At 43.2% G+C, this 20,860-nt stretch carries 18 protein-coding genes; 7 read left to right on the forward strand and 11 right to left on the reverse strand.

The window, feature by feature from the left end; genetic code table 11:
• Nucleotides 1–202: 202 nt before the first annotated feature.
• Nucleotides 203–1,087, reverse strand: coding sequence for an AraC family transcriptional regulator (locus AC6R16_RS01375; protein WP_500673310.1), 885 nt, complete (start codon nucleotides 1,085–1,087; stop codon nucleotides 203–205).
• A gap of 141 nt (nucleotides 1,088–1,228) precedes the next feature.
• Here AC6R16_RS01375 and AC6R16_RS01380 point away from each other — a divergent pair, with 141 nt between their 5' ends.
• On the forward strand, nucleotides 1,229–2,377 hold the full coding sequence (locus tag AC6R16_RS01380; protein ID WP_500673311.1) for an iron-containing alcohol dehydrogenase: 1,149 nt from the start codon (nucleotides 1,229–1,231) through the stop codon (nucleotides 2,375–2,377).
• 62 nt (nucleotides 2,378–2,439) lie between these two features.
• Nucleotides 2,440–3,063 (forward strand): lysoplasmalogenase, encoded by a 624-nt coding sequence (locus AC6R16_RS01385; RefSeq protein WP_500673312.1) that lies wholly within the window; start codon nucleotides 2,440–2,442, stop codon nucleotides 3,061–3,063.
• On the opposite strand, the gene AC6R16_RS01390 is transcribed toward AC6R16_RS01385, so the two are convergent.
• Nucleotides 3,060–3,587 (reverse strand): GNAT family N-acetyltransferase, encoded by a 528-nt coding sequence (locus AC6R16_RS01390; protein ID WP_500641119.1) that lies wholly within the window; start codon nucleotides 3,585–3,587, stop codon nucleotides 3,060–3,062. The genes AC6R16_RS01385 and AC6R16_RS01390 overlap by 4 nt on opposite strands.
• Before the next feature lie 7 nt (nucleotides 3,588–3,594).
• A complete protein-coding gene (gene torS, locus AC6R16_RS01395; RefSeq protein ID WP_500673313.1) occupies nucleotides 3,595–6,486 on the reverse strand; it encodes a TMAO reductase system sensor histidine kinase/response regulator TorS in 2,892 nt (963 codons plus the stop codon).
• 80 nt (nucleotides 6,487–6,566) lie between these two features.
• On the opposite strand from torS, the gene torT reads away from it, so the two are divergent.
• Complete coding sequence (torT, locus tag AC6R16_RS01400) at nucleotides 6,567–7,583, forward strand: TMAO reductase system periplasmic protein TorT (protein ID WP_500673314.1); 1,017 nt, start codon at nucleotides 6,567–6,569, stop codon at nucleotides 7,581–7,583.
• A 9-nt stretch (nucleotides 7,584–7,592) separates the two neighbouring features.
• Nucleotides 7,593–8,048 carry a methylglyoxal synthase gene (locus AC6R16_RS01405; protein WP_004743830.1) on the forward strand — a complete coding sequence of 152 codons (456 nt, stop codon included), beginning with the start codon at nucleotides 7,593–7,595 and terminating at the stop codon, nucleotides 8,046–8,048.
• A 434-nt stretch (nucleotides 8,049–8,482) separates the two neighbouring features.
• Here the strand turns inward: AC6R16_RS01405 and AC6R16_RS01410 are convergent, their stop codons facing one another.
• Together AC6R16_RS01410 and AC6R16_RS01415 are read right to left on the reverse strand one after the other, a co-directional pair.
• The gene (locus AC6R16_RS01410; protein ID WP_500673315.1) at nucleotides 8,483–9,130 is read right to left on the reverse strand and encodes an HAD-IA family hydrolase; all 648 of its coding nucleotides are present in this window, start codon (nucleotides 9,128–9,130) and stop codon (nucleotides 8,483–8,485) included.
• A 216-nt stretch (nucleotides 9,131–9,346) separates the two neighbouring features.
• Nucleotides 9,347–9,853 (reverse strand): flavodoxin, encoded by a 507-nt coding sequence (locus AC6R16_RS01415; RefSeq protein WP_500673588.1) that lies wholly within the window; start codon nucleotides 9,851–9,853, stop codon nucleotides 9,347–9,349.
• A 267-nt stretch (nucleotides 9,854–10,120) separates the two neighbouring features.
• On the opposite strand from AC6R16_RS01415, the gene AC6R16_RS01420 reads away from it, so the two are divergent.
• Nucleotides 10,121–10,588 (forward strand): CreA family protein, encoded by a 468-nt coding sequence (locus tag AC6R16_RS01420; RefSeq protein ID WP_500673316.1) that lies wholly within the window; start codon nucleotides 10,121–10,123, stop codon nucleotides 10,586–10,588.
• A 49-nt stretch (nucleotides 10,589–10,637) separates the two neighbouring features.
• On the opposite strand, the gene AC6R16_RS01425 is transcribed toward AC6R16_RS01420, so the two are convergent.
• Nucleotides 10,638–11,372 carry a hypothetical protein gene (locus AC6R16_RS01425; RefSeq protein WP_500673317.1) on the reverse strand — a complete coding sequence of 245 codons (735 nt, stop codon included), beginning with the start codon at nucleotides 11,370–11,372 and terminating at the stop codon, nucleotides 10,638–10,640.
• Nucleotides 11,373–11,714: 342 nt separating this feature from the next.
• Between AC6R16_RS01425 and AC6R16_RS01430 the strand changes: the two genes are divergently transcribed.
• Nucleotides 11,715–13,019, forward strand: a complete 1,305-nt coding sequence (locus AC6R16_RS01430) for an inosine/guanosine kinase (RefSeq protein ID WP_500641125.1) — start codon at nucleotides 11,715–11,717, stop codon at nucleotides 13,017–13,019.
• A gap of 32 nt (nucleotides 13,020–13,051) precedes the next feature.
• On the opposite strand, the gene AC6R16_RS01435 is transcribed toward AC6R16_RS01430, so the two are convergent.
• Nucleotides 13,052–13,654, reverse strand: coding sequence for a beta-phosphoglucomutase family hydrolase (locus tag AC6R16_RS01435; protein WP_500673318.1), 603 nt, complete (start codon nucleotides 13,652–13,654; stop codon nucleotides 13,052–13,054).
• Between the two features lie 145 nt (nucleotides 13,655–13,799).
• Here AC6R16_RS01435 and AC6R16_RS01440 point away from each other — a divergent pair, with 145 nt between their 5' ends.
• The gene (locus tag AC6R16_RS01440) at nucleotides 13,800–15,560 is read left to right on the forward strand and encodes a methyl-accepting chemotaxis protein (protein ID WP_500673319.1); all 1,761 of its coding nucleotides are present in this window, start codon (nucleotides 13,800–13,802) and stop codon (nucleotides 15,558–15,560) included.
• 42 nt (nucleotides 15,561–15,602) lie between these two features.
• Here AC6R16_RS01440 and AC6R16_RS01445 read toward each other — a convergent pair whose 3' ends face one another.
• The 4 genes from AC6R16_RS01445 to AC6R16_RS01460 all read right to left on the reverse strand — a co-directional run bounded on the left by AC6R16_RS01445 (nucleotide 15,603) and on the right by AC6R16_RS01460 (nucleotide 20,833).
• Complete coding sequence (locus AC6R16_RS01445) at nucleotides 15,603–15,785, reverse strand: DUF7661 family protein (RefSeq protein WP_500673320.1); 183 nt, start codon at nucleotides 15,783–15,785, stop codon at nucleotides 15,603–15,605.
• Nucleotides 15,786–15,890: 105 nt separating this feature from the next.
• Nucleotides 15,891–19,043: an efflux RND transporter permease subunit gene (locus AC6R16_RS01450; RefSeq protein ID WP_500673321.1), complete on the reverse strand. Its 3,153-nt coding sequence runs from the start codon at nucleotides 19,041–19,043 to the stop codon at nucleotides 15,891–15,893.
• Nucleotides 19,044–19,053: 10 nt separating this feature from the next.
• Entirely contained in the window at nucleotides 19,054–20,172 is a 1,119-nt protein-coding gene (locus AC6R16_RS01455) for an efflux RND transporter periplasmic adaptor subunit (RefSeq protein ID WP_500673322.1), read from the reverse strand.
• A gap of 100 nt (nucleotides 20,173–20,272) precedes the next feature.
• Nucleotides 20,273–20,833 (reverse strand): GNAT family N-acetyltransferase, encoded by a 561-nt coding sequence (locus AC6R16_RS01460; RefSeq protein WP_500673323.1) that lies wholly within the window; start codon nucleotides 20,831–20,833, stop codon nucleotides 20,273–20,275.
• Nucleotides 20,834–20,860: the final 27 nt, after the last annotated feature.

Below are 20,860 nucleotides of genomic sequence, written 5' to 3' on the forward strand. Positions count from 1 at the left end.
TATTTTGCATCAAGAACTAGTTTTCGTTGGTCTTGATAAAAAATAAGCCCCTTCATCATCACTGAAAAAGGGGCTTATCACAGAAGATTGACTAGATCTCCTATAGGGAAACGAGAATAATTCGCTTTGTTTCAATAATATTACTCAAACTTGAGTTAAAAAACACTGTAAATTTGTAAAACCTGATTTCCCCTTTTTACAGTCAGGTAACAAGTTTCGCTTTGGGCGTTTCATTAAAGTGGCGTTTAAATTCCCTTGAAAACTGGGAAGTACTGTTATACCCGACTAAGCGAGCCGCTTCTCCGACTTTAACACCCTCTAACTGTATAAGCTCGCGGGCCTTATCCAATCTTACCTTTTTAATATACTGGATTGGTGATGCTAAGGTGACACTCCTAAATGCTTGGTGAAAAGCAGAAATGCTCATGTTTGCTTGCTCAGCAAGATCTTGCACAGTTACCGAGGCCGTGTAGTTCTGGTGTAAGTAATCCAACGCTTTAGCCACCCTAGCGTAGTGACCCTCATGCCGAGCGAGATCAAATAAAACATGGCCTTCTTTGCTCATTAACGCTCTAAAGGCTAGTTCTTCCATCAAGCTCTCTCCTAACACTGCTAACTCAATCGGATTACATAGCGCCTTCATAAGCCTTTTGCAAACACCAAGCATATCACCATCCATCGCAACAGATTTAAGACCGGAGCGCACACTGCCTTCAACGCACGGCTTGTAACAGTTCATCGATTCCAGTTTATTCACGAGTCGGTGAAGTACTTGCGGATCGATATCGATACTTAATCCTAAAAGTGGCTCACCATCTACAGAAATCGCTTCACACTCTAGTGGCATTGGGACCCCCACAACAAGATAGTCATCAGGACCATACTGAACAGGCTCGTTACCAAGATAGATATTCTTCTTGCCTTGCCCTAGCACAATCACGCCAGATTGATAAACAAAAGGTCTTCGCGTGTTTCCCTGGCTACTTCGGTAAAAGTAGAGACCTTCAATTTCTGTTTTCGCAATTCCTTCGAGTTGACTTAACCCCTTTAAATCTACGTAGTGCTGCATAAGTTCGGCGAGTGACATTGTTCCTCCACTAAAATTATCTTTAGAGAAATAGGCATATTTTTTGGAGTAATTGGCCTTTAATAAGCCACTTTTCAATACTAATATGCATACTAACGATAAAGATTACAATCCATAATTGGAAGCAAGAGGCATAATACGATGCAATTTTCTTACGTCAACCCAACTCAAATTCAGTTTGGTCAAGGCCAGATCCATAGTATTCAATCGATCATCCCTGCCGATCAAAAAGTACTCGTTATATACGGTGGTGGCTCAATAAAACGTAACGGAGTGTATGATCAAGTATCGCAGGCTCTGAGTAACCATACTTGGAACGAATTTTCTGGCGTGGAGCCAAACCCAACAAAAGAAACACTTGATAAAGCTGTCGCACTTGTTAAGCGAGAAGGCATTGACTTCATACTAGCAGTAGGCGGCGGTTCAGTGATAGATGGCTCGAAGTATGTCGCAGCCGCTGCGAAATATGATGGTGATGGTTGGGACATTATGGTTGGCAAACATCAAGTCACAGAAGCCGTACCAATCGGTGCAATTCTAACCTTACCTGCTACCGGTTCGGAATCAAACATGGGCGCTGTGATTACAAAAGCAGAAACTCATGACAAACTCCCATTCATGACACCTCATGTTCAGCCTAAATTTGCGGTGATGGATCCAGATGTCATGAAAACTCTTCCTGAGAAGCAATTAATTAATGGCATTGTCGACGCATGGGTTCATGTCTGCGAGCAGTACTTAACCAACCAACACGGCGCAATGGTTCAAGATGGCTACGCGGAAGCGTTACTTAAGAACTTAAAAATGTTAGGCGCTGAATTCGCTGAGCGTGACAATGATCAGTGGCGTGCAAACTTGATGTGGACAGCGAACCAAGCACTTAACGGATTGATTGGTTCTGGCGTTCCGCAAGATTGGGCGACGCATATGATCGGTCACGAGTTTACGGCGCTTTGGGGTGTTGATCATGCGCGTTCACTCGCTATAGTTCAGCCTTCTTTGCTACGTAATCAATTTGCGGTTAAGAAGACAAAACTAGAGCAGATGGGTGTTAACGTATTCGGTCTCGAAGCGACAGATGATCTAGCAGAGCAGACCATTATTGCTATCGAGTCCTTCTACCACTCACTAGGTGTCGCCACTCAATTTAGCGAGTACGAATCCGATAAAGAACAAGCCGTTGAGTCTGTGATTAGTCAACTTACACAACACGGCATGGTTGCACTCGGTGAAAACCAAGCGATCAACTTAGAGCAAAGCCGTAAGATCCTTGACCTTGCTATTGCGTAAATTCAGCTAAGTTATTAATCTAAAAAGCAGCATTCGCTGCTTTTTTTGTATAAGAAGGATTTATGTGGCTATTCATTGCCCTAACGTGCGCCATACACGTTTGGAGTATTAACCAAAGCAAACGTTGGATTTTTTACCTATCAAAGCCCACGCCGATCTTTCTTATGGCACTTATTGTCTTCACAAATCAACACGCACCGACAACCTATACTTTGTGGATTGGTATAGGGTTGATTTTATCTTGCATCGGCGACATTTTTCTAATGCACCCAAAAGATAAGTTTATCCAAGGTCTAGGCGTTTTTTTGTTTGCTCACTTTGCGTATAGCATCGCTTTTTTCAGTGCTATAGACATGCAGGTTAACGTTTGGACATTCTTAACACTACTCGCCATTGGAACGCTAGTGTATCTGTTGTTATTACCGAGCCTAGGCAATTGGAAGCTTCCTATAGCAGTCTATAGCTTAGGGATAGTGATGATGGCTTGGGGCACAATTGAGCATTGGAACTCATCTTTAGGCTCCGGAGCAGGCTATGCCGTGTTAGGCGCATTCATTTTCATCGTGTCGGATGTTGTACTTGCAGTGGATCGCTTTCGCAGCCACTCAGCTTACTCTCGTCACGTAGTGATGATCACCTATTACACGGCGCAAACATTGCTCACTTTATCCGTCGTCGCGTCTTAGGCCGGAACCTGAAAACGATAGATCAAGTCGTCGTAGTATTTACCGCCCAGAAGATAGGCATCTTTCTCACGTTCAGCTAAGGTAAACCCTGCTTTCTCAAGAACTTTGCATGAGGCAATGTTTCCATCGGTCACAATAGCATTAACTGTTTTAATCGGAAATTCACTCGTGGCATGATCAATCAAGGCAACTAATGACTCCGTTCCATAGCCTTTACCGTGAAATTCTGGAAGTAAAAGGTAACCAACTTCTACTTCATCTTTGCTTTGTTCTGAGACACATAAACCTGTGACACCAATAGCATCACCGGACTGTTTCTCTCGAATCACCAAACACAACCAATGGCTATCAGGCCAGTTCCAAGTCGGTAATCGCGATGTAAAACGCTCTCGGATTTGCTCAGTAGACGGTTTATCGAAAGCATAGCGAATCACGTCTTCATCTTGATTCAATCGTTCAAACAGCGCCCAATCATTTTCAGTTATTTGAGCCATGGAAAGTTGTTGTGATTCAATTTGGTTCATAAACTCTCTAATCTAATAATTCTTTCAGTGCATATTTCGATTGCGAAACAAGTAAAGTTAGCCCTGTTTTGTGTTGTTGATAACACTCTAAAGGGTTTGGCGACTTTTCTATCTCCAAGCAAAGATCATATAAAGAATCCAAGCCTAAGCTGCCTGCGGAACCTTTTAACTTATGCGCTAACTGTACCGTGTTATGCTGATTCTCTTGTTTAGCAGCTGCATCGAGTTGTTCAAGTATTTCATCAGCACCCTTGTTAAACATCATACTGATTTCTTTCATTTTATCTCTGCCCAATACTTCCATATCAGCCAGAATAACATTCGGATTAATAATTAACCGATTTTGCATGCCTATTTCTACATCATCACTATCACTTTGGGCAAGCAACAGAGGCTTCCCTTCTAAACTATTTTGAATCACTTGGCATAATTGATCTTTGTCCAATGGTTTAGGTAGGTAACCATCAAATCCTGCTGCTAGGTAACTTTCAACTTCTTCATTGTATACGTGTGCCGATACAGCAATCATCGGGATATCGCTTATGGCACCTTGGCTTAGTTGATATGACTTAAAGTCTTTAAGTAATTCGGCCCCGTTACAATCCGGGAGATTAATATCCATCAGCACCAAATCGAATTGCTCTTGCTTAAACAGAGAGAAGGCCTTCTCACCCGTTACTGCGGTATGTACTTCGTGATTCATACTTTTCAAGAAACCTTCTGCAACCATGCAGTTCACCGGGTTATCTTCGACCAGCAAGACCTTAGCTTTGATTCGACAATCGGTGGTCACTTCTGACTCTTCAAACTCCTGACCCACAGTAAGCGGGATAGAGAACCAAAAGCAGCTACCTTCACCGACGCTTGAGTCGACAAACAATTGCCCACCCATTGCTTCAACAATTCGCTTGCTGATCGCTAAGCCTAAGCCCGTTCCGCCTTTAGCCCCCATACCACCAGTAGCTTGGGTGAACGCGTCAAACAAGGTCAACTGTTCGTCTGCACTGATTCCTACTCCAGTATCAGAAACCTCAAACGTAATGTGCTCTGGCGTATCTGGGTCAAGTGAAACATAGATATCTACATTACCTTGCTCGGTAAACTTAATCGCGTTTCCAACCAGATTGTTCAGAACCTGACTGATACGAGTGACATCACCAAACCAATATTTACCTACATCGCTTTCGATACAGTATTCAAGCTGCAAAGACTTTTCCTTTGCTCTACCGAGCAGCAGCTGTTTGGTATCATCGACCATCGCAGGAAGATTAAAATCAACGGGGCGAATCTCAAGGTGCCCCGCCTCAATTTTTGAGTAATCCAATACATCGTTTAGAATCGCCAACAGTGTTGTACCACTGCGATTAATCACATCGACATAATGAGCTTGGGTAGTGTTGAGCCCTGCATCTTTTAACAACCGAGCTGTTCCCAATACACCGTTCATTGGTGTGCGAATTTCATGGCTCATTGTTGCTAAGAATGCAGATTTAGCACGGCTGGCTTGCTCAGCTTCCTGACGAGCTCTGGCATGGTTTTCCACTTCTTCATTTAAACGCGTATTGGCATTTTGTAGCTGATGTGTTCGCTCAGTTACCAGCTCTTCAAGGTGACCTTTGTGCTCTTCCAGTTCACGTTTGGCTGCTGCTTCACTCTCTGCAACAACCTTTAGCGCTTTAGCAGTATTGCGCGCAGTAATAATTGCTTGTCCCATGTGAGCGAGCTCATCACTTCCTCTCACTTTCAAGTCAACTTCAAGCTGTCCTTTTGCAATCGAAAGTAGCGCTGACGAGTACTCTGCTAGTCGTTTAACGACCGAGATATAAACAACTTTCCACACGATAATGACCACAATCAACATACCCAGTATTGTGATAATGGTTAGGGTTAATTGAGCGTAATCAAGTGTGGTTTTTAGCTCAGCTACCGCGCGGGTCGTTGTCGCATTCGAGTCATCAACAAGCTTGTTCACCGTGGCGTTTAGAATCGAGAATTGAGTTAGAGTATCTTGCATCAACTGCTGAGCTAACCCCTCGTTCTCATAACGTTGGGTAAGAACATCAAACACCACTTCTCTTTGCTCTAACTTAGCGAGCAATGCGGTCATTTGCGTAGAGCGAGTTGGATCCTCCACCGCTTGAACTCGGCGCTTCATTATACTTAAGTTGTTGTTAAACTCTTGCCGTATAGTGCGAATACGATCAATATCAGAAATGGTGCGCGTTTCTTCAATGTGGTTGAGGAGCTTAAAAGCCAACAAGTGAAGTTCGTGTAAACGTTCTGCTAGATCAAGATCGACTTCGACTAAGGTATCAAGCGCCTGATAAGCTTGATCTTTTTTGTTTTTTTCTAACAGCGCATAGATATGCGTAACATTCGCTACAGCAATAGTCGATGTATTTGCAACTTGAGTACGAGTAAGCTGCTCTAACTCTCTCGCCAGTTTTCTTAGTTCTTGAGTTCTAATTGCTAGGTCATCACTAAGAAACAGTCTTCTTTCGACTACTATTCCCAGTTTAGCGAGTGTATCGATAACCCCTTGTACGTCTGATTCGAGTCGATTAAGCAATGAAGAGTCAAAAGAATCCGAACCCAACTGCTTTATATGCGTCAGTAAGGTTTCTAATTGCGAAAACAGCTCTTTACCCGACTCTTGACGTTCAGCCTCAGTTTTCGCGTTCGAGAGTGTCTGAACTGAGGATATGATTCGTGAACTAAGCTCCGAGACCTGACGCGCTTCAATCATCGATGGAATGGCAGAGTTAACAACATTGCGCTCGGTTTTCGCTACAGACGAAAATCCGAACATACCGATAAGAGCAGATATTAAAACTAGCAGCGCCATGGCCAAAAATGACAGCAGCAATTTACGGCCAATACTCGCTTTAGCAAGTAACATTGAGAATCTTCACTTCTTAACTCTTCTATAATGCGTTATATTTTGCAGTGTTTATTCGCCCATTACCAACGAAATGCTGCATGTCTTTGATCTCCGCAATCAAAACACCTAAAACAATAACTACGTCGATACTGCTCGCTTTCTTTCTGTTTTCTGCAAGTACCTCTGCAGCTCAGGCCGCTCGAATTTGTGCCATCTACCCTCATCTTAAAGATTCATATTGGCTGTCGGTCAATTACGGCATGGTTGATGAAGCCGAAAAACAAGACGTTGACCTTAGAGTTCTCGAAGCTGGTGGTTATCTCAATTTAGAAAAGCAACGTGAACATATGGCGTTGTGCGTAAAATGGGGTGCCGACGCAATCATTTTAGGTACGGTAGCACCCAACCTATTTTATTCATCGCTCAGTTCCGCGGCTTCGTCGGTTCCAGTCTTTGCGACAGTAAACAAACTCGTGGTTGATTCACAAAACCAGTCCGCGTTAAAAGGAGAAGTTGGTGTCGATTGGTATTGGATGGGTTATTACGTTGGAGACTACCTCAAATCTAAGCACCCCGCAGGCTCTGGAGAAGCCAATATCGCATTATTACCTGGCCCTCAATCTAGTGGTGGCACTAAGCCGGTTATTCAGGGCTTCTATTCTGCGATTAAAGGAAGCGATATTAACGTTGTAGAAACATACTGGGCAGACAACGACAAAGAACTGCAACGCAACCTAGTTCAAAAAGCCATTGATAACAGAAATATTAATTATATAGTAGGTAGCGCAGTCGCGATCGAAGCGGCTATTAGTGAGCTACGCAGCGCAAATAGGTCTGAAGAGATTGGACTCGTTTCAACCTATTTAAGCCATGGTGTATACCGAGGGCTGTTGAGGAATAGGGTTGAATTTGCCCCAACGGATAAAATGGTACTGCAAGGTCGCCTATCGATTCAGCAAGCCGTTCACTATTTACGTGGTGAAAACTATAACAAAATTGAAGCGCCTATTATTGAGCCACTAACACCAGATAACTTGAACCCTGAAGTGATAGCGCAATCTCTATCCCCTTCAGAGTATCGACCAACATTTTACGTATATAACGAAAACAATTAGGAAGTCTAAATGGAAAAAACGACGCGTACCTTGCCTGCACACAAACACGTCGCACTTGTCGCACATGACAACTGCAAACCTGAGTTACTACGTTGGGTGAAAGAAAACAAAGAAAAGCTACAACGTCACTTTCTCTACGCAACAGGAACTACGGGCTCAATGTTGAGTAAAGATACTGGTTTAGCGATTAAGAGCATGATCAGCGGCCCTATGGGTGGAGACCAGCAACTAGGTGCTCTAATTTCTGAAGGAAAGATAGACGTGCTGATCTTCTTTTGGGATCCTCTCAACGCGGTACCGCATGACCCAGATGTAAAAGCTCTATTACGTATTGCGAGTGTATGGAATATCCCTGTTGCAACAAATCGTGCGACGGCTAAGTTCATCATTGAGTCAGAGCTTATCGAGCAAGAAGTGGATATTGAAATCCCTGACTACGAAGCGTATCTCGCCAATAGAACTTAAGAAAATAAACAAAAAGCTCGCAAAGTTGCGAGCTTTTATCAAATCTGATTCTTCTATTATCTTTTCAATATATGAAATGCTTCTCAATATTTATGGATAATTCCATTTCTTAGCCAATACAGCGATCCATTCGACTAAAATGGAATTGTCAGGAAACTTACACGCAGTTATCCTGTCGAAGAACATAACAAATTAAAAAATATAATGTTTCTATTGTCGCTGCCGGGAGATTCCCCTATGAATAAAGATGAAATGCTCAACGATGTTCTGTGCTGTCCGTTATGCGGAAGCGAGGAGTACTTGCTGTCTGATAACAACAACATGCTCTGTGCAGAATGCGGGTCTTATTTTGAAAACGTCACACAACTTACCCCTACTCACGCGTTACTGTATAAAGTAGGCACACTCCCATTAGTTTCCCGCACAGCAACACACTAAAGGATCTCTTCAAGCTCCCTTAAGTGGCTTATTTTTTTCAAATCTAGCGTGTGATGCTTGTTGTTTAACCCTGTTAAATGAACAGTTTGCACGCCAGCTCTTACTCCAGCTTCAAGACCTTTTGGCGTATCGTCAACGTAAATACAGTCCTCGAGTTTAAAACCCATATTCATCGCACTGTAAAGGATGAGGTCTGGTTCGGGTTTCCAACTATTGGTATCAAATGCGGAGAATATTTTTCCTTTAAAAAACGGTAGCAGCCCTGTTAACTCTAAGCAGCGCTCGATTTTGTCTCTCGGCCCGTTGGAAGCCACACAGTATTCAACGCTATTTTTATTGAGGTAATCCAAAACCTCGAATACCCCTTCCATTGGCTGTAACTGATCTTCAAACAACGGGTCTAACTTTTGACGATAGATAGGTTCTAGCCGATCGATAGAAACATTGACATTTAGTCTTTGTTTGGTTGCAGCTAAGATGTCTGCAAGCTTGCCTCCCTCAAAATGACTAACCGCTTCATCCATAGTTAACGAAGCGCCAAAATGGTTAAACGTCTCGCACAACGCTTGGCAGCACAGCCTTTCGCTATCGACCAAAGTACCATCACAATCAAAAATTACACATTGAGCTTGAGGCTTTGCCATATCACTACCCTATTAATTTTCTACGAGAAATAATAAGACAGATAGTGAGATTTGAAATGACCAGCTTAACATTTCGCTGGTTTATTAGAGATTTATAATCAGAAGTTTAAAGCGTATCACCATTTACTGCTATTAAGACAAAAATGGTGTTAGGAGTAACGCAAAATACATGAACTTGGTTTAAGAACCATTGCAACTCGTTGTCTGGAAGCTCAATCAGCTTTCAATAAACAAGCTAAGACCATTATCATTAGAGATACCTAATTTAGCGCACAAGCCCGCAACAAAATCTTGTTTGTTTAACTGCTCAGACTCGTCTTTAATTACGATATCTGAAATCAGTGAAGCGTCTTCGCTTTCTGTCACGATTGCAGCTGCCACAGCCTCTCCTGCCTTGAAGCCTAAATACAAACTGCACGGCTCAGAGTAAATAATTTGCGAAAGGAACTCTAAAATCAGGTCCTTGTCGGCTTGGTCGTGCCAACGACGTGCTTGCAGCAAGGCAAACATGACCGTTAAACGATGAAAATCGACCAAGAAGATATCATCTTTGGCAAATTCACTCGATTCTGGCGGTACTTGCTCTAACTGGTGATATTGGCACAAAGCGACCTTCTCTTTGTACAGGGATAGCCCGGCGATACTCTCTTTAGTTGGGTATTCAACATCGACTTGTTGATAAAGCCATTCATTTTTGATTTCAGCAATCTTAGGTATCGTCATAACGTCGGTTAGACCTGTACTCACTTTAGGAAGTTAGGCAGAAGCTTACTAGATAACACCTTGACCTCTCAAGTCTTTTAAAACGAGATTCAGTAAACTATACAAAAACCTGATATGCTATCAGTACTCTATTTGAATTTAGTCTCTTTAAGCTTAGTGCTAGTCATTTTTGAATCATCGGTAAGGGTATATACCTTTGTGGCTTCAAAAGTGCGGTAGATATCTTAGCCAAAGATTCAGATAACTAAACAATAGCAAGGATTTAGAATGAAAAAACTGCTCACCGCAATGCTTTTAACAGGACTATTAGCGGGTTGTTCTGACAACGAAGTTGGCGATGTTTCACTTGGCGTTTTTACATTGAAAGACATTAAGATCGAAAACCTAAAAGATGATGTTGTAACAGGCGTAACGTGCCACATCGCTTCAATTGAAGCGGATTTTAGCCTTGCAGACCCGAGCGACAGCTCTATCTCGTGCCGCCAAACAGGTGACATCACACCAGAAATGATCGCCCAGATCGATAAGAGCAAATCTGGTGAAGTCGTATTCAAGAAATCGAAAAGTATCTTTTTTAAGTCGATGAAGGTTAGACGTATCTACGATGCTGAAAATCAAACTCTCCTTTACCTCTCATACACAACCAAAGAAACAGACGGCAGTTTCAAGCACAGCTTATCGACAGTCCCACTTTGGGGTACATCGGCGTATGTTGAACCAACTGAGCAAAAGTAGTCAGTGATTAAGCAGTCCAAACCTAAGGGCTGCTTAACTCTATTTTTACCTAGCTATCGAATACATTTTCGAGTAAGCATACGGTGATTTTCGTCGGATCCATGTTTGTCGTGTCCATTTTAACGTTCTCCGGTTTGAAGTCTATCTGTTCGACCAAGCCCGATCCTTTAACCTTTATATTTTTGATGCCCATTCGTTCCAGATCTGTTATTGAGTAGTACCAACCATCGGTATTCTGGCTTTTCTGGCAGCTAGCTTCGTTCGTCTGTCCATAAGTTGTTATTCTCTGATCAACGCCAATAACCCCAAAGAAAGCTGTCTCTTTTATACGCAGCCGATTTAAATATTCCATAAACTGCTTTTTATCTTTGCTCGCCATACTATGCATCCAAAGTGCATCAGCTTGTTTGGCACCACCATGCCATCCTACCAGAGACCCTGGGTTAATCACTACGCTCTTTGCTGCTGGGAGAATATAGTTGGCGCATGCGGAGAAACAGAGCTTACTTACTTCTACATCAAGGTTATTCTCTTTGATGAAGTAGCCAAACTCTATGCCTACCGCCATGTCCCCGCCAGAGCTGGTGATTTTAAGCTTATTAATAGGTGTTTTACGTTCACGAACCACGCGCATCGCTTCTAGCACGGCGTCACCAGTGATCATTCCATCGTAAATTAGTGTGTTGCCCGAGACCATCACCTTATGTGCCGGTGGAAAGACCGTAGGGATACTGTTACATCCTGCGAGCAATAGTGTTGTTGCTGCTATATGTAGAAATCGCATGTTCTTATCCTTAAATTCCGTACGTACGTTACGATGTCGCTACGCCACTCGACGCGTCGTATTGTTAATCCTTTATGATCTACACAAACTAACAAATTTGAATCGCCAATACTTACTTAAACATGCTAAGTCACAAAGAGATATGTAATTGATTTTGTTGCTGATAATATAATCGACCCATTTCACCCTATCATTACTCAACAACTACGACTTCAGTAGTTATTACGATCGTGAAGTCTCAGCATCTTCACTAGTGTTCAACACCTTATGATGCAATAAATATGAAAGCATAAACAAAAAAGTGTGATATCATCCGGGAAAATTTCCAACATTACTTTTACCATGAAGTTTCCCGGACAGCGCAAATCTAAGCACTACTTTCCAACTCACGCCCGTGATCCACTCGTCAATCAGATGAAACAGACACCAAAACTCTACCGCCCAATCGTGGTGGGTGTTGGTCAGACAATCGTTGATATTGAAGCCAGGGTCGATGACGAATTTCTCGCGAAATATGACTTGAGTAAAGGACACTCACTAGTTTTAGAGGAAGCGAAAGCGGATGCTTTGTACGAAGAGTTAATGGAACGCGAGCTAATCACTCACCAATACCCTGGTGATACGATTGGCAATACGCTACACAACTACTCTGTACTTGCTGACAGTAAATCAGTATTACTCGGCGTAATGTCACGTAATATTGAAGTAGGCTCTTTCGCCTACCGCTATTTGTGTAGAACCTCGTCACGAATGAACCTCAATCATTTGCAAATGGTCGAAGGCTCAATCGGTCGTTGCTATACCTTAATTTCTGAAAATGGTGAACGTACCTTCGCGATTAATGAAGGTCACATGAACCAATTGCGCCCTGACAGCATTCCTGAAGATGTGTTTGATAAAGCCTCTGCTCTTGTGGTTTCTTCATATTTAATGCGCGGTAAGCCTGAAGATCCAATGCCTCAAGCCGTAGCTCGTGCTATCGAGATTGCTAAATCTAAGAATGTACCTGTTGTCCTTACATTAGGAACGAAATGGGTTATTGAAGGCAATGCGAAGTGGTGGCAAGACTATATCAAGGAGAACATCGCCATAGTCGCGATGAATGAAGAAGAAGGCGAAGCCCTGACCGGTGAAAAAGACCCTCTTCTCGCAGCTGATAAAGCATTGGAATGGGTTGATGTGGTTCTGTGTACCGCTGGCCCTGTAGGTCTTTACATGGCAGGTTACACTGAAGAATCTGTTAAGCGCGAAACAGAATTACCACTATTGCCGGGTAATATCCCTGAGTTCAATAAATACGAGTTCAGCCGCGCAATGCGTAAATCAGACTGTCAGAATCCAGTAAAAGTGTACTCTCATATTGGTCCGTATCTAGGTGGTCCGCTTGAGATCAAAAATACTAACGGTGCTGGTGATGCTGCTCTGTCGGCACTGCTGCATGATATGGCTGCGAATAGCCACCATCAGGTCAATGTACCAAATTCATCGAAGCATGATCAGCCTTACTTAACTTATTCTTCACTGTCGCAGATTTGTAAGTATGCAAACCGTGTGAGCTATGAAGTGTTAACTCAGCACTCACCTCGCTTAGCGCGGGCGCTTCCTGAAAGGGAAGACAGCTTAGAAGAAGCCTACTGGGACAGATAAAATGTCAGAGCCGCTAATTTAGCGGCTCTTTTTTATTTAGTGTACGGATAGAACACAAGTTTATCGCCTTCGACCATCATACAATCCATTTTTGCTGCATGTGCAGCCTGAAGGCCCAGTTTCGTGTCCTCAAACACGAGGCAGTTTTTAGGTAATACGCTCACCTTTTCTGCCGCTTGCAAGAAAGTGTCCGGATTCGGTTTGTGATTGATAACATCTGTCGCTGTAACAACCGCATCTAACTTATCTATCAGTCTCGCTTTAGTCAGCAACCTCATCGCGCTCTCTCGTTGACTTCCTGTGCCTACGGCAAGTTTTTTCTTTCCAAAGAAGTGGTTAAGAACATTCACCGTACAATCAATCGGCTCACCATGTTCATCAAGGGTAGCAAACGCAGCCATTTTATAGCGTGAGACTTCCATAGGTTCCAATGCCAAGTCATGCTTCTTATTGACTTCAGCTGCGATCTTATAACTTGGCATTCCGCCCAAACTATGTAGCCATTGCTCGCAAAACGGGAATGCAAAATGGTCCGCTGTTTGCTGCCACGCTTTTAAATGTGCCGGCATGGTATCAATTATGGTACCATCCATGTCAAATATGAGGGCTTGATATTTCTCTATGCTTTCAAACATTTACTTCTCTTATCAATAAAAACCAGAACCATAGTCGCAACATATAAACCTAAGATGTTAGCGCTAATTGATATATTTACGAATAGCAACTAACATCACATTAACTACCTGTAAATCAAATTGTTTAACAAAATAAGGTAATCTCATGAATATCAAGAATAAACTGTATTCATTGGGTGCTGTCGCCATTTTAGGGGTTGTTTCAGTACTATTAACCTCTACTCATTTTGCCCAATCTACCTCAGAACTCAATCACGCAAGTTTATTAGTTGCCAAACTCGAGATTCGACTTCTAAACCTTCGTCGTAATGAAAAAGATTTCCTACTCCGTAAAGATATGAAATATCTGGATAAGTTTAACAAAAACATGGATACTTTTTTGGCGATTGAGTCCGAGTTATCAACGCTATTAACCCAACACTCTTTACCTTCAAGCAGCCAACTTAAACAAGATATTCTCAAATATCAAACTGGGTTTAATGCTTTAGTTCAAGCGTTTGATCAACGTGGTTTAAAACCCGAGGAAAAGCTAATCGGACGTTTCAATTCCGAGCTTACCGGGATTAAGCCCTCTCTCTCTAGCAACGAACTTGTTGAACTATTCGAGTTCAATAAACAAGTGTTAAAAGGTAAGTTAGACACGTCTTTAATTCCTACAACCGCTTCATCTCTTAAAGCAGCAGCCCAAGCGTATATCGACCAAAGTACACGTATCGGTCTCAAATACAACGAGGGGCTACTCGGTGATACTCGCAATCTTTCCCACACTGTAGAAGAACAATTTAAATCGTTCTCGTCTTTGTTAAACGACGAATCATTAGCAACAAAAGAGCGACTCACAACGTTTAAAACTGGTTTTACAACGCTGGTCATTTTAGTTATTTTTGGATTTATTTTTCAAATCTCTCGTACCATCAACAACCAAGTTGCCTCGTTACTCACGGCAATCCAAGAGATCGCACGTACCAACAACGTTTCACTACGCGCAAACCTAGTTAAAGACGATGAGTTAGGTGTTATAGGAAACTACTTTAACCGTCTATTAGATGAGTTCGAAAAGCTTATATCGGGTACTCAAGCTAAGTCTGCAGAGTTATCACACAGTACCTCCAATATGCACAATGAACTACAAAATGTTATTGAGCAGTTCCACACCCAAGCAGACCATACCAGTACAATGGCCACTTCTGTTCAAGAGATGGTCTCTACTATCAGTGAGATTTCAGAAAGCACCGCTGTTGCAGTTGAAGGTGTTCAGCAAGCCTCTGTCAACGCGCAGAACGGCCGTAAAGTTGTTGAAACCACTGTTCAAAACATCGATCAGTTATCTTCTATCTTAGGAAGTAGCCAAGAATCTATCAGTGACCTGAATAATCACGTTGATAAAATTGGTGATGCTGTAAATATCATTCAAGAAATCGCAGAACAAACTAACTTGTTAGCTCTTAACGCCGCTATTGAGGCAGCGCGCGCCGGTGAGCAAGGCCGAGGGTTTGCGGTGGTTGCCGATGAAGTTCGTGCATTAGCAAGCCGAACTCATCAATCCACAGAAGAGATCACCAAGGTAGTTACGGCTATTCAGTCTCAAATGTCGCAAGTAGTCACCAATATCGATCAATGTAATGAACAAGGCTCTCAGACGCTAGACGCGTCACGTACGCTTGATAGTAGCCTGACACAAATCATTGATGATATGACCAACATTCAAGCGAACTCGGAACGTATTGCCTCGGCGATTGAAGAACAAGGCATCGTAATGAACCAAGTCAGTGAATCGATTACCGAGTTGAACACTATCTCAGAAGGCAATATGGGATCTGCTCAACAATGTTTGACTGAAGTTGATCGTGTCTCTGCTCAAGCCACTGATATGGATAAGGCTGTAGCCGAGTTCAAAACGTCTTAACAGTACCTATAATCTGCAAGCCCTAGTCTATTGGCTAGGGCTTTATATTCTCTGTACCGAAGGGAATCTTTCTGTGGCGTTTTCATGAAACATATCCGCCAAGTACTGAGCGAGATGGCGACACTCAACATTATTTGGAATATAGATATCGTAAACCCTTCGCCGAATTGAAGTTTCCGACTCTTGATACAATAACCACTCACCTTCTCTACGTTCCACAGACATACTCTATACCGAATACGTTGAAAAATACCCTCATCCATACTCTCCCATACAGATATAAAAAATCCCCTTGCCGAAGAGCTAAGGGGATTTTTACTTTACCAGACGTTACTCGTCATCTAAAGGAATCAGCTTGGTGTTACCACCATGTGCCTTTTCTCGTCGGCGCTGAACGAAGGCATAGAAGCCAGGAATTAAGAACGTTCCTGCCAATAGCACACACAGTAGACCACCAATCAACGAGATTCCGAGTGAGTTTTGACTTACATGTCCCGCACCTGATGCAAATATCAGAGGGAATATACCTAAGATAAATGACCACGACGTCATGTTTACCGCTCGGAAACGCAGCTTACCACCTTCTACAGCCGCATCATTGATTGGAACATCCTTCTCTTCTCGCTCTACTTTAGCAAACTCTACAATCAGAATTGCATTTTTCGCTGCTAACGCTATGAGTAGAACTAAACCGATTTGCGCATACAAGTTCAGCGGAGTTCCGGTTAAGTTCAACGCAAGGAATGAACCCAGTGTTGCGATTGGCACAACCAATATAATTGCCAATGGAATTGTCCAGCTTTCATACTGTGCCACCATAAATAAGTAGATGAAGATGAGCGCTAGAGTAAATGCGAATATCGCTTGGTTTCCAGCAAGAACTTCTTGGTATGCCATACCAGTCCATTCGTATTGGTAGCCCTGCGGTAGCACTTCAGCAGCAACGCGTTCCATCGCTGCAATGGCATCACCACTCGAATAGCCAGGTGCAGGCTGTCCCTGAATAACTGCACTGCGGTACATGTTGTATCGCCATGCTACATCGGGTTCAAAGACCTGGTCATAGCTAACTAGAGTGCTTAAAGGAATCATTTCTCCACTTGCCGAGCGAACATGGAATCGCTCCAGATCTTCCATACCGCGGCGGTGTTCGCCGTCCGCTTGCATAGTCACTTGGAAGTTCTTACCGAACATGTTGAAGTCATTTACATACAGCGAACCTAAGTTACCCTGTAGCGTCTGAAAAACGCTAGAGAGTGGTACGCCAAGTTGTTGAGCCTTCTCTCGATCAATATCAACATAATAGTGAGGGACACTTGCGCGGAATGTGCTGAAAGTAAAAGCGATTTCTGGCTGTTTATTTGCCTCTTCGATCATTTGCCCCATCACCATCTCTAGGTCTGTACGGCTTCTGCCTAGGCTATCTTCAAGCACGAACTCAAATCCGGAAGCAGCTCCCATACCTGGCACAGCTGGTGCCCCCATTGCAAAGACAATTGCCTGCGGTAATTCGTTCGCGGCCCGAGCATTAATTCGTTGTCCTATTGCATCAGCTGAGTGTTCCCCTTCTAACGCCTTTCGCGTGTTCCAGTCATGCAGTTTTATAAACAGTGACGCACCATTAGAAGCCGATGCTCCAGTCATAAACGCATATCCGTTTGCAACCGTTACTCCCTCTACGCCTGGTTCTTGCTCAACAATCTCTATAAGTTGTTCTGTTACCTCTTCAGTTCGCGACAACGAAGCCGCATCCGGTAATTGAACATTAACCAACAAGATACCTTTATCTTCTTGTGGAACAAATGCCGTAGAGGTCGTTTTTGCAAAGAAGCTCACTGCAGCAACTGCTACAACGAAGAAAGTTACTAAAAGAATACTCTTCTTAACTAAGAATCCCGCAATTTGACCATAACGAGCAGTTACTTTTTCTAGCCCAGCGTTAAACGCCGTGAACCAACGTGCTGTATTGCCGCCCCCTTGCTTTAGAACAAGTGAACACAAGGCAGGAGATAAAGTTAATGCGTTGATCGAAGAGATTACTACAGAGATACAGATCGTAAGCGCGAACTGTCTGTACATGATCCCTGTAATACCAGGTAACATCGCAACGGGTAGGAATACAGCGAGCAATACCAATGTCGAGGTAATGATTGGCCCTGTTACTTCCTTCATCGCAATCAACGTCGCCTTTCTAGGGCTAATTGAAGGATCTTTCGCCATAGTTGTATCGACGTTCTCGATGACCAATATGGCGTCATCAACAACAATACCAATGGCGAGAATAAGACCAAACAAGGTTACCGTGTTAATCGTAAAGCCCGTCGCCTGCATAATGGCAAAGGTACCAATCAAAGATACGGGAATCGCTACGACAGGAATCAGAGTCGCACGTGCACTGCCTAGGAATAAGTAAGTAACTGCAATAACTAACAAAATCGCTTCGATTAACGTCTTTACTACACCTTTAATCGATTCTGATACAAACAGTGTTGTGTCATAGCTAGTCTCGTAAATCATTCCGTCAGGGAAGTTGGTGCTAAGCTTTTCAAGCAACTCCATGACTGCCGCGCCACTTTCCAATGCGTTCGCATCTGATTGTAGAGAAAGTACTACGATTGAAGCGTCTTGACCGCGGAACTTACCGGTGCCGTCGTAGAACTTTTTACCAAGTTCAACACGAGCAACGTCTTTCAAATAGACCGTAGAACCGTCACTATTTGCACGCAGTACCACATTTTCAAATTCGTCTACCGTTTCTAATCGACCTTTGGTTACGAGGTTAAACTGAACCTCTTGCGCGCTGCTATATGGCGCTGCGCCGACACGGCCAGCAGCAACCTGAACATTTTGCTCGGCAAGTGCAGCGTAAACGTCACTTGTAGTAAGGTTTAGGTTAGCCATTTTTTCAGGATCTAACCAAACACGCATAGCGTACTCGCCACCACCAATAACGTTTACATTACTGATGCCTTTCACGCGTGCCAACTGATCCTTAACGTTGAGGTTAATGTAGTTAATTAGGAACTTGTCATCATACTTGCCATCTGGCGAGTAAAAGTTCAAAACCATCAACATATCTGGCGACTGCTTCTGAACTGTCACGCCAACCATACGTACTTCTTGCGGCAGCTTAGACTCAATCTGTGACACTCGGTTTTGCACGTTTACCTGAGCCATATCAGGGTCTGTACCAACATCAAAGGTGACATTTAAGCTATACGAACCGTCATTCGCGCTTTTCGAGGACATATAAATCATGTTCTCAACGCCATTAACGGAAGTTTCTATAGGATCGGCTATGGCCTGTTCAACGACTTCTGCACTAGCACCTGTATAGTAGGCAGAAACGTTAACCGATGGTGGGCTGATTTTTGGGTACTCAGCAACGGGCAAAATCATTAGCGAGATTGCACCTGCGAGCGTAAGTATTATTGAAATGACCAGCGCGAACTTAGGACGCTGGATAAAGAAGCGACTTAACATTTAGACCTCGTTATTCAGCTGCAGACTTTTCGTCAAAACGCACAGGAACGCCATTTCGGATACGTTGTAGTCCCTGGGTAATTACTTGTTCATCTGCGCTAATACCACTTTGAACAATAATTCCCTGCTCAAGCTGTCGACCCAATTCAACATTTCTTCGCTCAGCGACATTACCTTCTGCAACGACCATGACAAAGTTACCTTCTAGGTCCGTTTGTACTGCACGGCGTGGCACAACTACCACATCAGTCGCTTCTTTCTCGCGCAACTCAACACGTATATGTTGCCCTGGAAGTAAACGATAGTCTGGGTTGTTTACTACGGCACGCATAGCAAGTGTGCCCGTATTAAGGTCAATACGATTTCCAAGAAAATCAAGCTGACCTAGATATTCATAAGGTTGACCGTTTTCAAGTACAACTTGCACTTCGACTAGATCAACATCGCCATCCCCTTTAATTCTGTCCATTCCCAGTTCAAGACGCTCGCGCTCACTAACACTGAAGGCTGTATGGATTGGATCTAAGCTAACTAGCGTGGTGAGAATACCTGACTGCGGAGAAACGAGATCACCAGTGCTCACTTTGCTTTGTGCAATTCGGCCTGAGAATGGGGCTTTGATCTGGGTATATGAAAGGTTGACTTCAGCCAAATGCAATTGTGCTTTACCCGCTTCTACTTGAGCCTTAGCACCAAGCAATGCAGCGTTTAGGTTGTCGAATTCAGACTGTGAAATACTGCCTTTAGGTAACAGGTTTTCACCACGCTTAAAATCAAGTTCAGCTTTTTTAAGATTCGCTTTTGCTTGAGCTAATTCAGCTTTTGCACTCGCTAACTGCGCTTCGAAAGAAGACGGCTCAATGGTGTAAAGAAGCTGTCCTTGTTCGACCATCTGACCTTCTTCGAAATGACGAGACTTCAAGTAGCCGGTAATTTGTGCTGTGATGTTGGTATCTTCAACCGCCTCGACACGACCGATGTACGATTTGCTTTGTTGATGAGAGGTAGATGTCGCTTGTTCAGCAACAACCAATTGCGCTGGAACTTGGTTTTTTCCTTGTGTAGTTTCGCCGCATCCTACGAGAAATAGCGCACTACTGAGCGCTGTGAAGAGTATCGTTTTTTTCATGAATAGACCGTTAGGTAATTAAAAAATGGGCTTATCTAAAACTACCTAACGGCCATAAAGCAAATGTCCGAGAAATATCAGGGTTATAGGCTTATTTGTTTCAACATGTTACAACGTCTAACTTTATGTGAGATTCAACGCTGCGCGCCAAATCATTTCCTGATTTCCATGTATAGACTAACTCTGGAACTTTATTACCACACGGAGCATTCCATAATCGCTCTAGATGACAGTCACCGCCGAGGTGTTCATAGAAGTCCACAGCTTGTTTGTTGTCTTTCATAACTTCAAGGTAAACGCCGTTATCGGGGAAGTATTGTGCGATCCACTTCGCCATTTCCGAAAGTAGTTTAACCCCAACACCTCTCCCTCTATATAAAGGGTCGACATGCAATGCGTCGATTATGGTGCCTTTCTCAAAGTCGTGATTACCAAACGCGCAGATAAAGCCGCATAGTAACCCACCTTCTTCAATTAGAAGGACATGTTGGTTAAAGGGAGGATTAATAAGACGTGTTTGCCATATAGCCACTCTTTCATCGAGCACTTCGTTCTCTAGAAAGTCTTTGCCTAAAATTCCTTGGTAGAATTGCTTCCAGCTTTGTGCATGCAGAGTAGCAATGCGTTCAAAGTCGCTATATTCAGCTACTTTTAATTCCATTTATAGTTCCTTATTACTTCCTGTAAG

Source organism: Vibrio sp. R10-SG3-ISO10 (assembly GCF_059834185.1).

Coding starts and splice junctions, on each gene's coding strand:
- AC6R16_RS01375 (WP_500673310.1), bottom strand. CDS start 1,087: ATGTCACTCGCCGAACTTATGCAGCACTACGTAGATTTAAAGGGGTTA.
- AC6R16_RS01380 (WP_500673311.1), top strand. CDS start 1,229: ATGCAATTTTCTTACGTCAACCCAACTCAAATTCAGTTTGGTCAAGGC.
- AC6R16_RS01385 (WP_500673312.1), top strand. CDS start 2,440: ATGTGGCTATTCATTGCCCTAACGTGCGCCATACACGTTTGGAGTATT.
- AC6R16_RS01390 (WP_500641119.1), bottom strand. CDS start 3,587: ATGAACCAAATTGAATCACAACAACTTTCCATGGCTCAAATAACTGAA.
- torS (WP_500673313.1), bottom strand. CDS start 6,486: ATGTTACTTGCTAAAGCGAGTATTGGCCGTAAATTGCTGCTGTCATTT.
- torT (WP_500673314.1), top strand. CDS start 6,567: ATGTCTTTGATCTCCGCAATCAAAACACCTAAAACAATAACTACGTCG.
- AC6R16_RS01405 (WP_004743830.1), top strand. CDS start 7,593: ATGGAAAAAACGACGCGTACCTTGCCTGCACACAAACACGTCGCACTT.
- AC6R16_RS01410 (WP_500673315.1), bottom strand. CDS start 9,130: ATGGCAAAGCCTCAAGCTCAATGTGTAATTTTTGATTGTGATGGTACT.
- AC6R16_RS01415 (WP_500673588.1), bottom strand. CDS start 9,853: ATGACGATACCTAAGATTGCTGAAATCAAAAATGAATGGCTTTATCAA.
- AC6R16_RS01420 (WP_500673316.1), top strand. CDS start 10,121: ATGAAAAAACTGCTCACCGCAATGCTTTTAACAGGACTATTAGCGGGT.
- AC6R16_RS01425 (WP_500673317.1), bottom strand. CDS start 11,372: ATGCGATTTCTACATATAGCAGCAACAACACTATTGCTCGCAGGATGT.
- AC6R16_RS01430 (WP_500641125.1), top strand. CDS start 11,715: ATGAAGTTTCCCGGACAGCGCAAATCTAAGCACTACTTTCCAACTCAC.
- AC6R16_RS01435 (WP_500673318.1), bottom strand. CDS start 13,654: ATGTTTGAAAGCATAGAGAAATATCAAGCCCTCATATTTGACATGGAT.
- AC6R16_RS01440 (WP_500673319.1), top strand. CDS start 13,800: ATGAATATCAAGAATAAACTGTATTCATTGGGTGCTGTCGCCATTTTA.
- AC6R16_RS01445 (WP_500673320.1), bottom strand. CDS start 15,785: ATGTCTGTGGAACGTAGAGAAGGTGAGTGGTTATTGTATCAAGAGTCG.
- AC6R16_RS01450 (WP_500673321.1), bottom strand. CDS start 19,043: ATGTTAAGTCGCTTCTTTATCCAGCGTCCTAAGTTCGCGCTGGTCATT.
- AC6R16_RS01455 (WP_500673322.1), bottom strand. CDS start 20,172: ATGAAAAAAACGATACTCTTCACAGCGCTCAGTAGTGCGCTATTTCTC.
- AC6R16_RS01460 (WP_500673323.1), bottom strand. CDS start 20,833: ATGGAATTAAAAGTAGCTGAATATAGCGACTTTGAACGCATTGCTACT.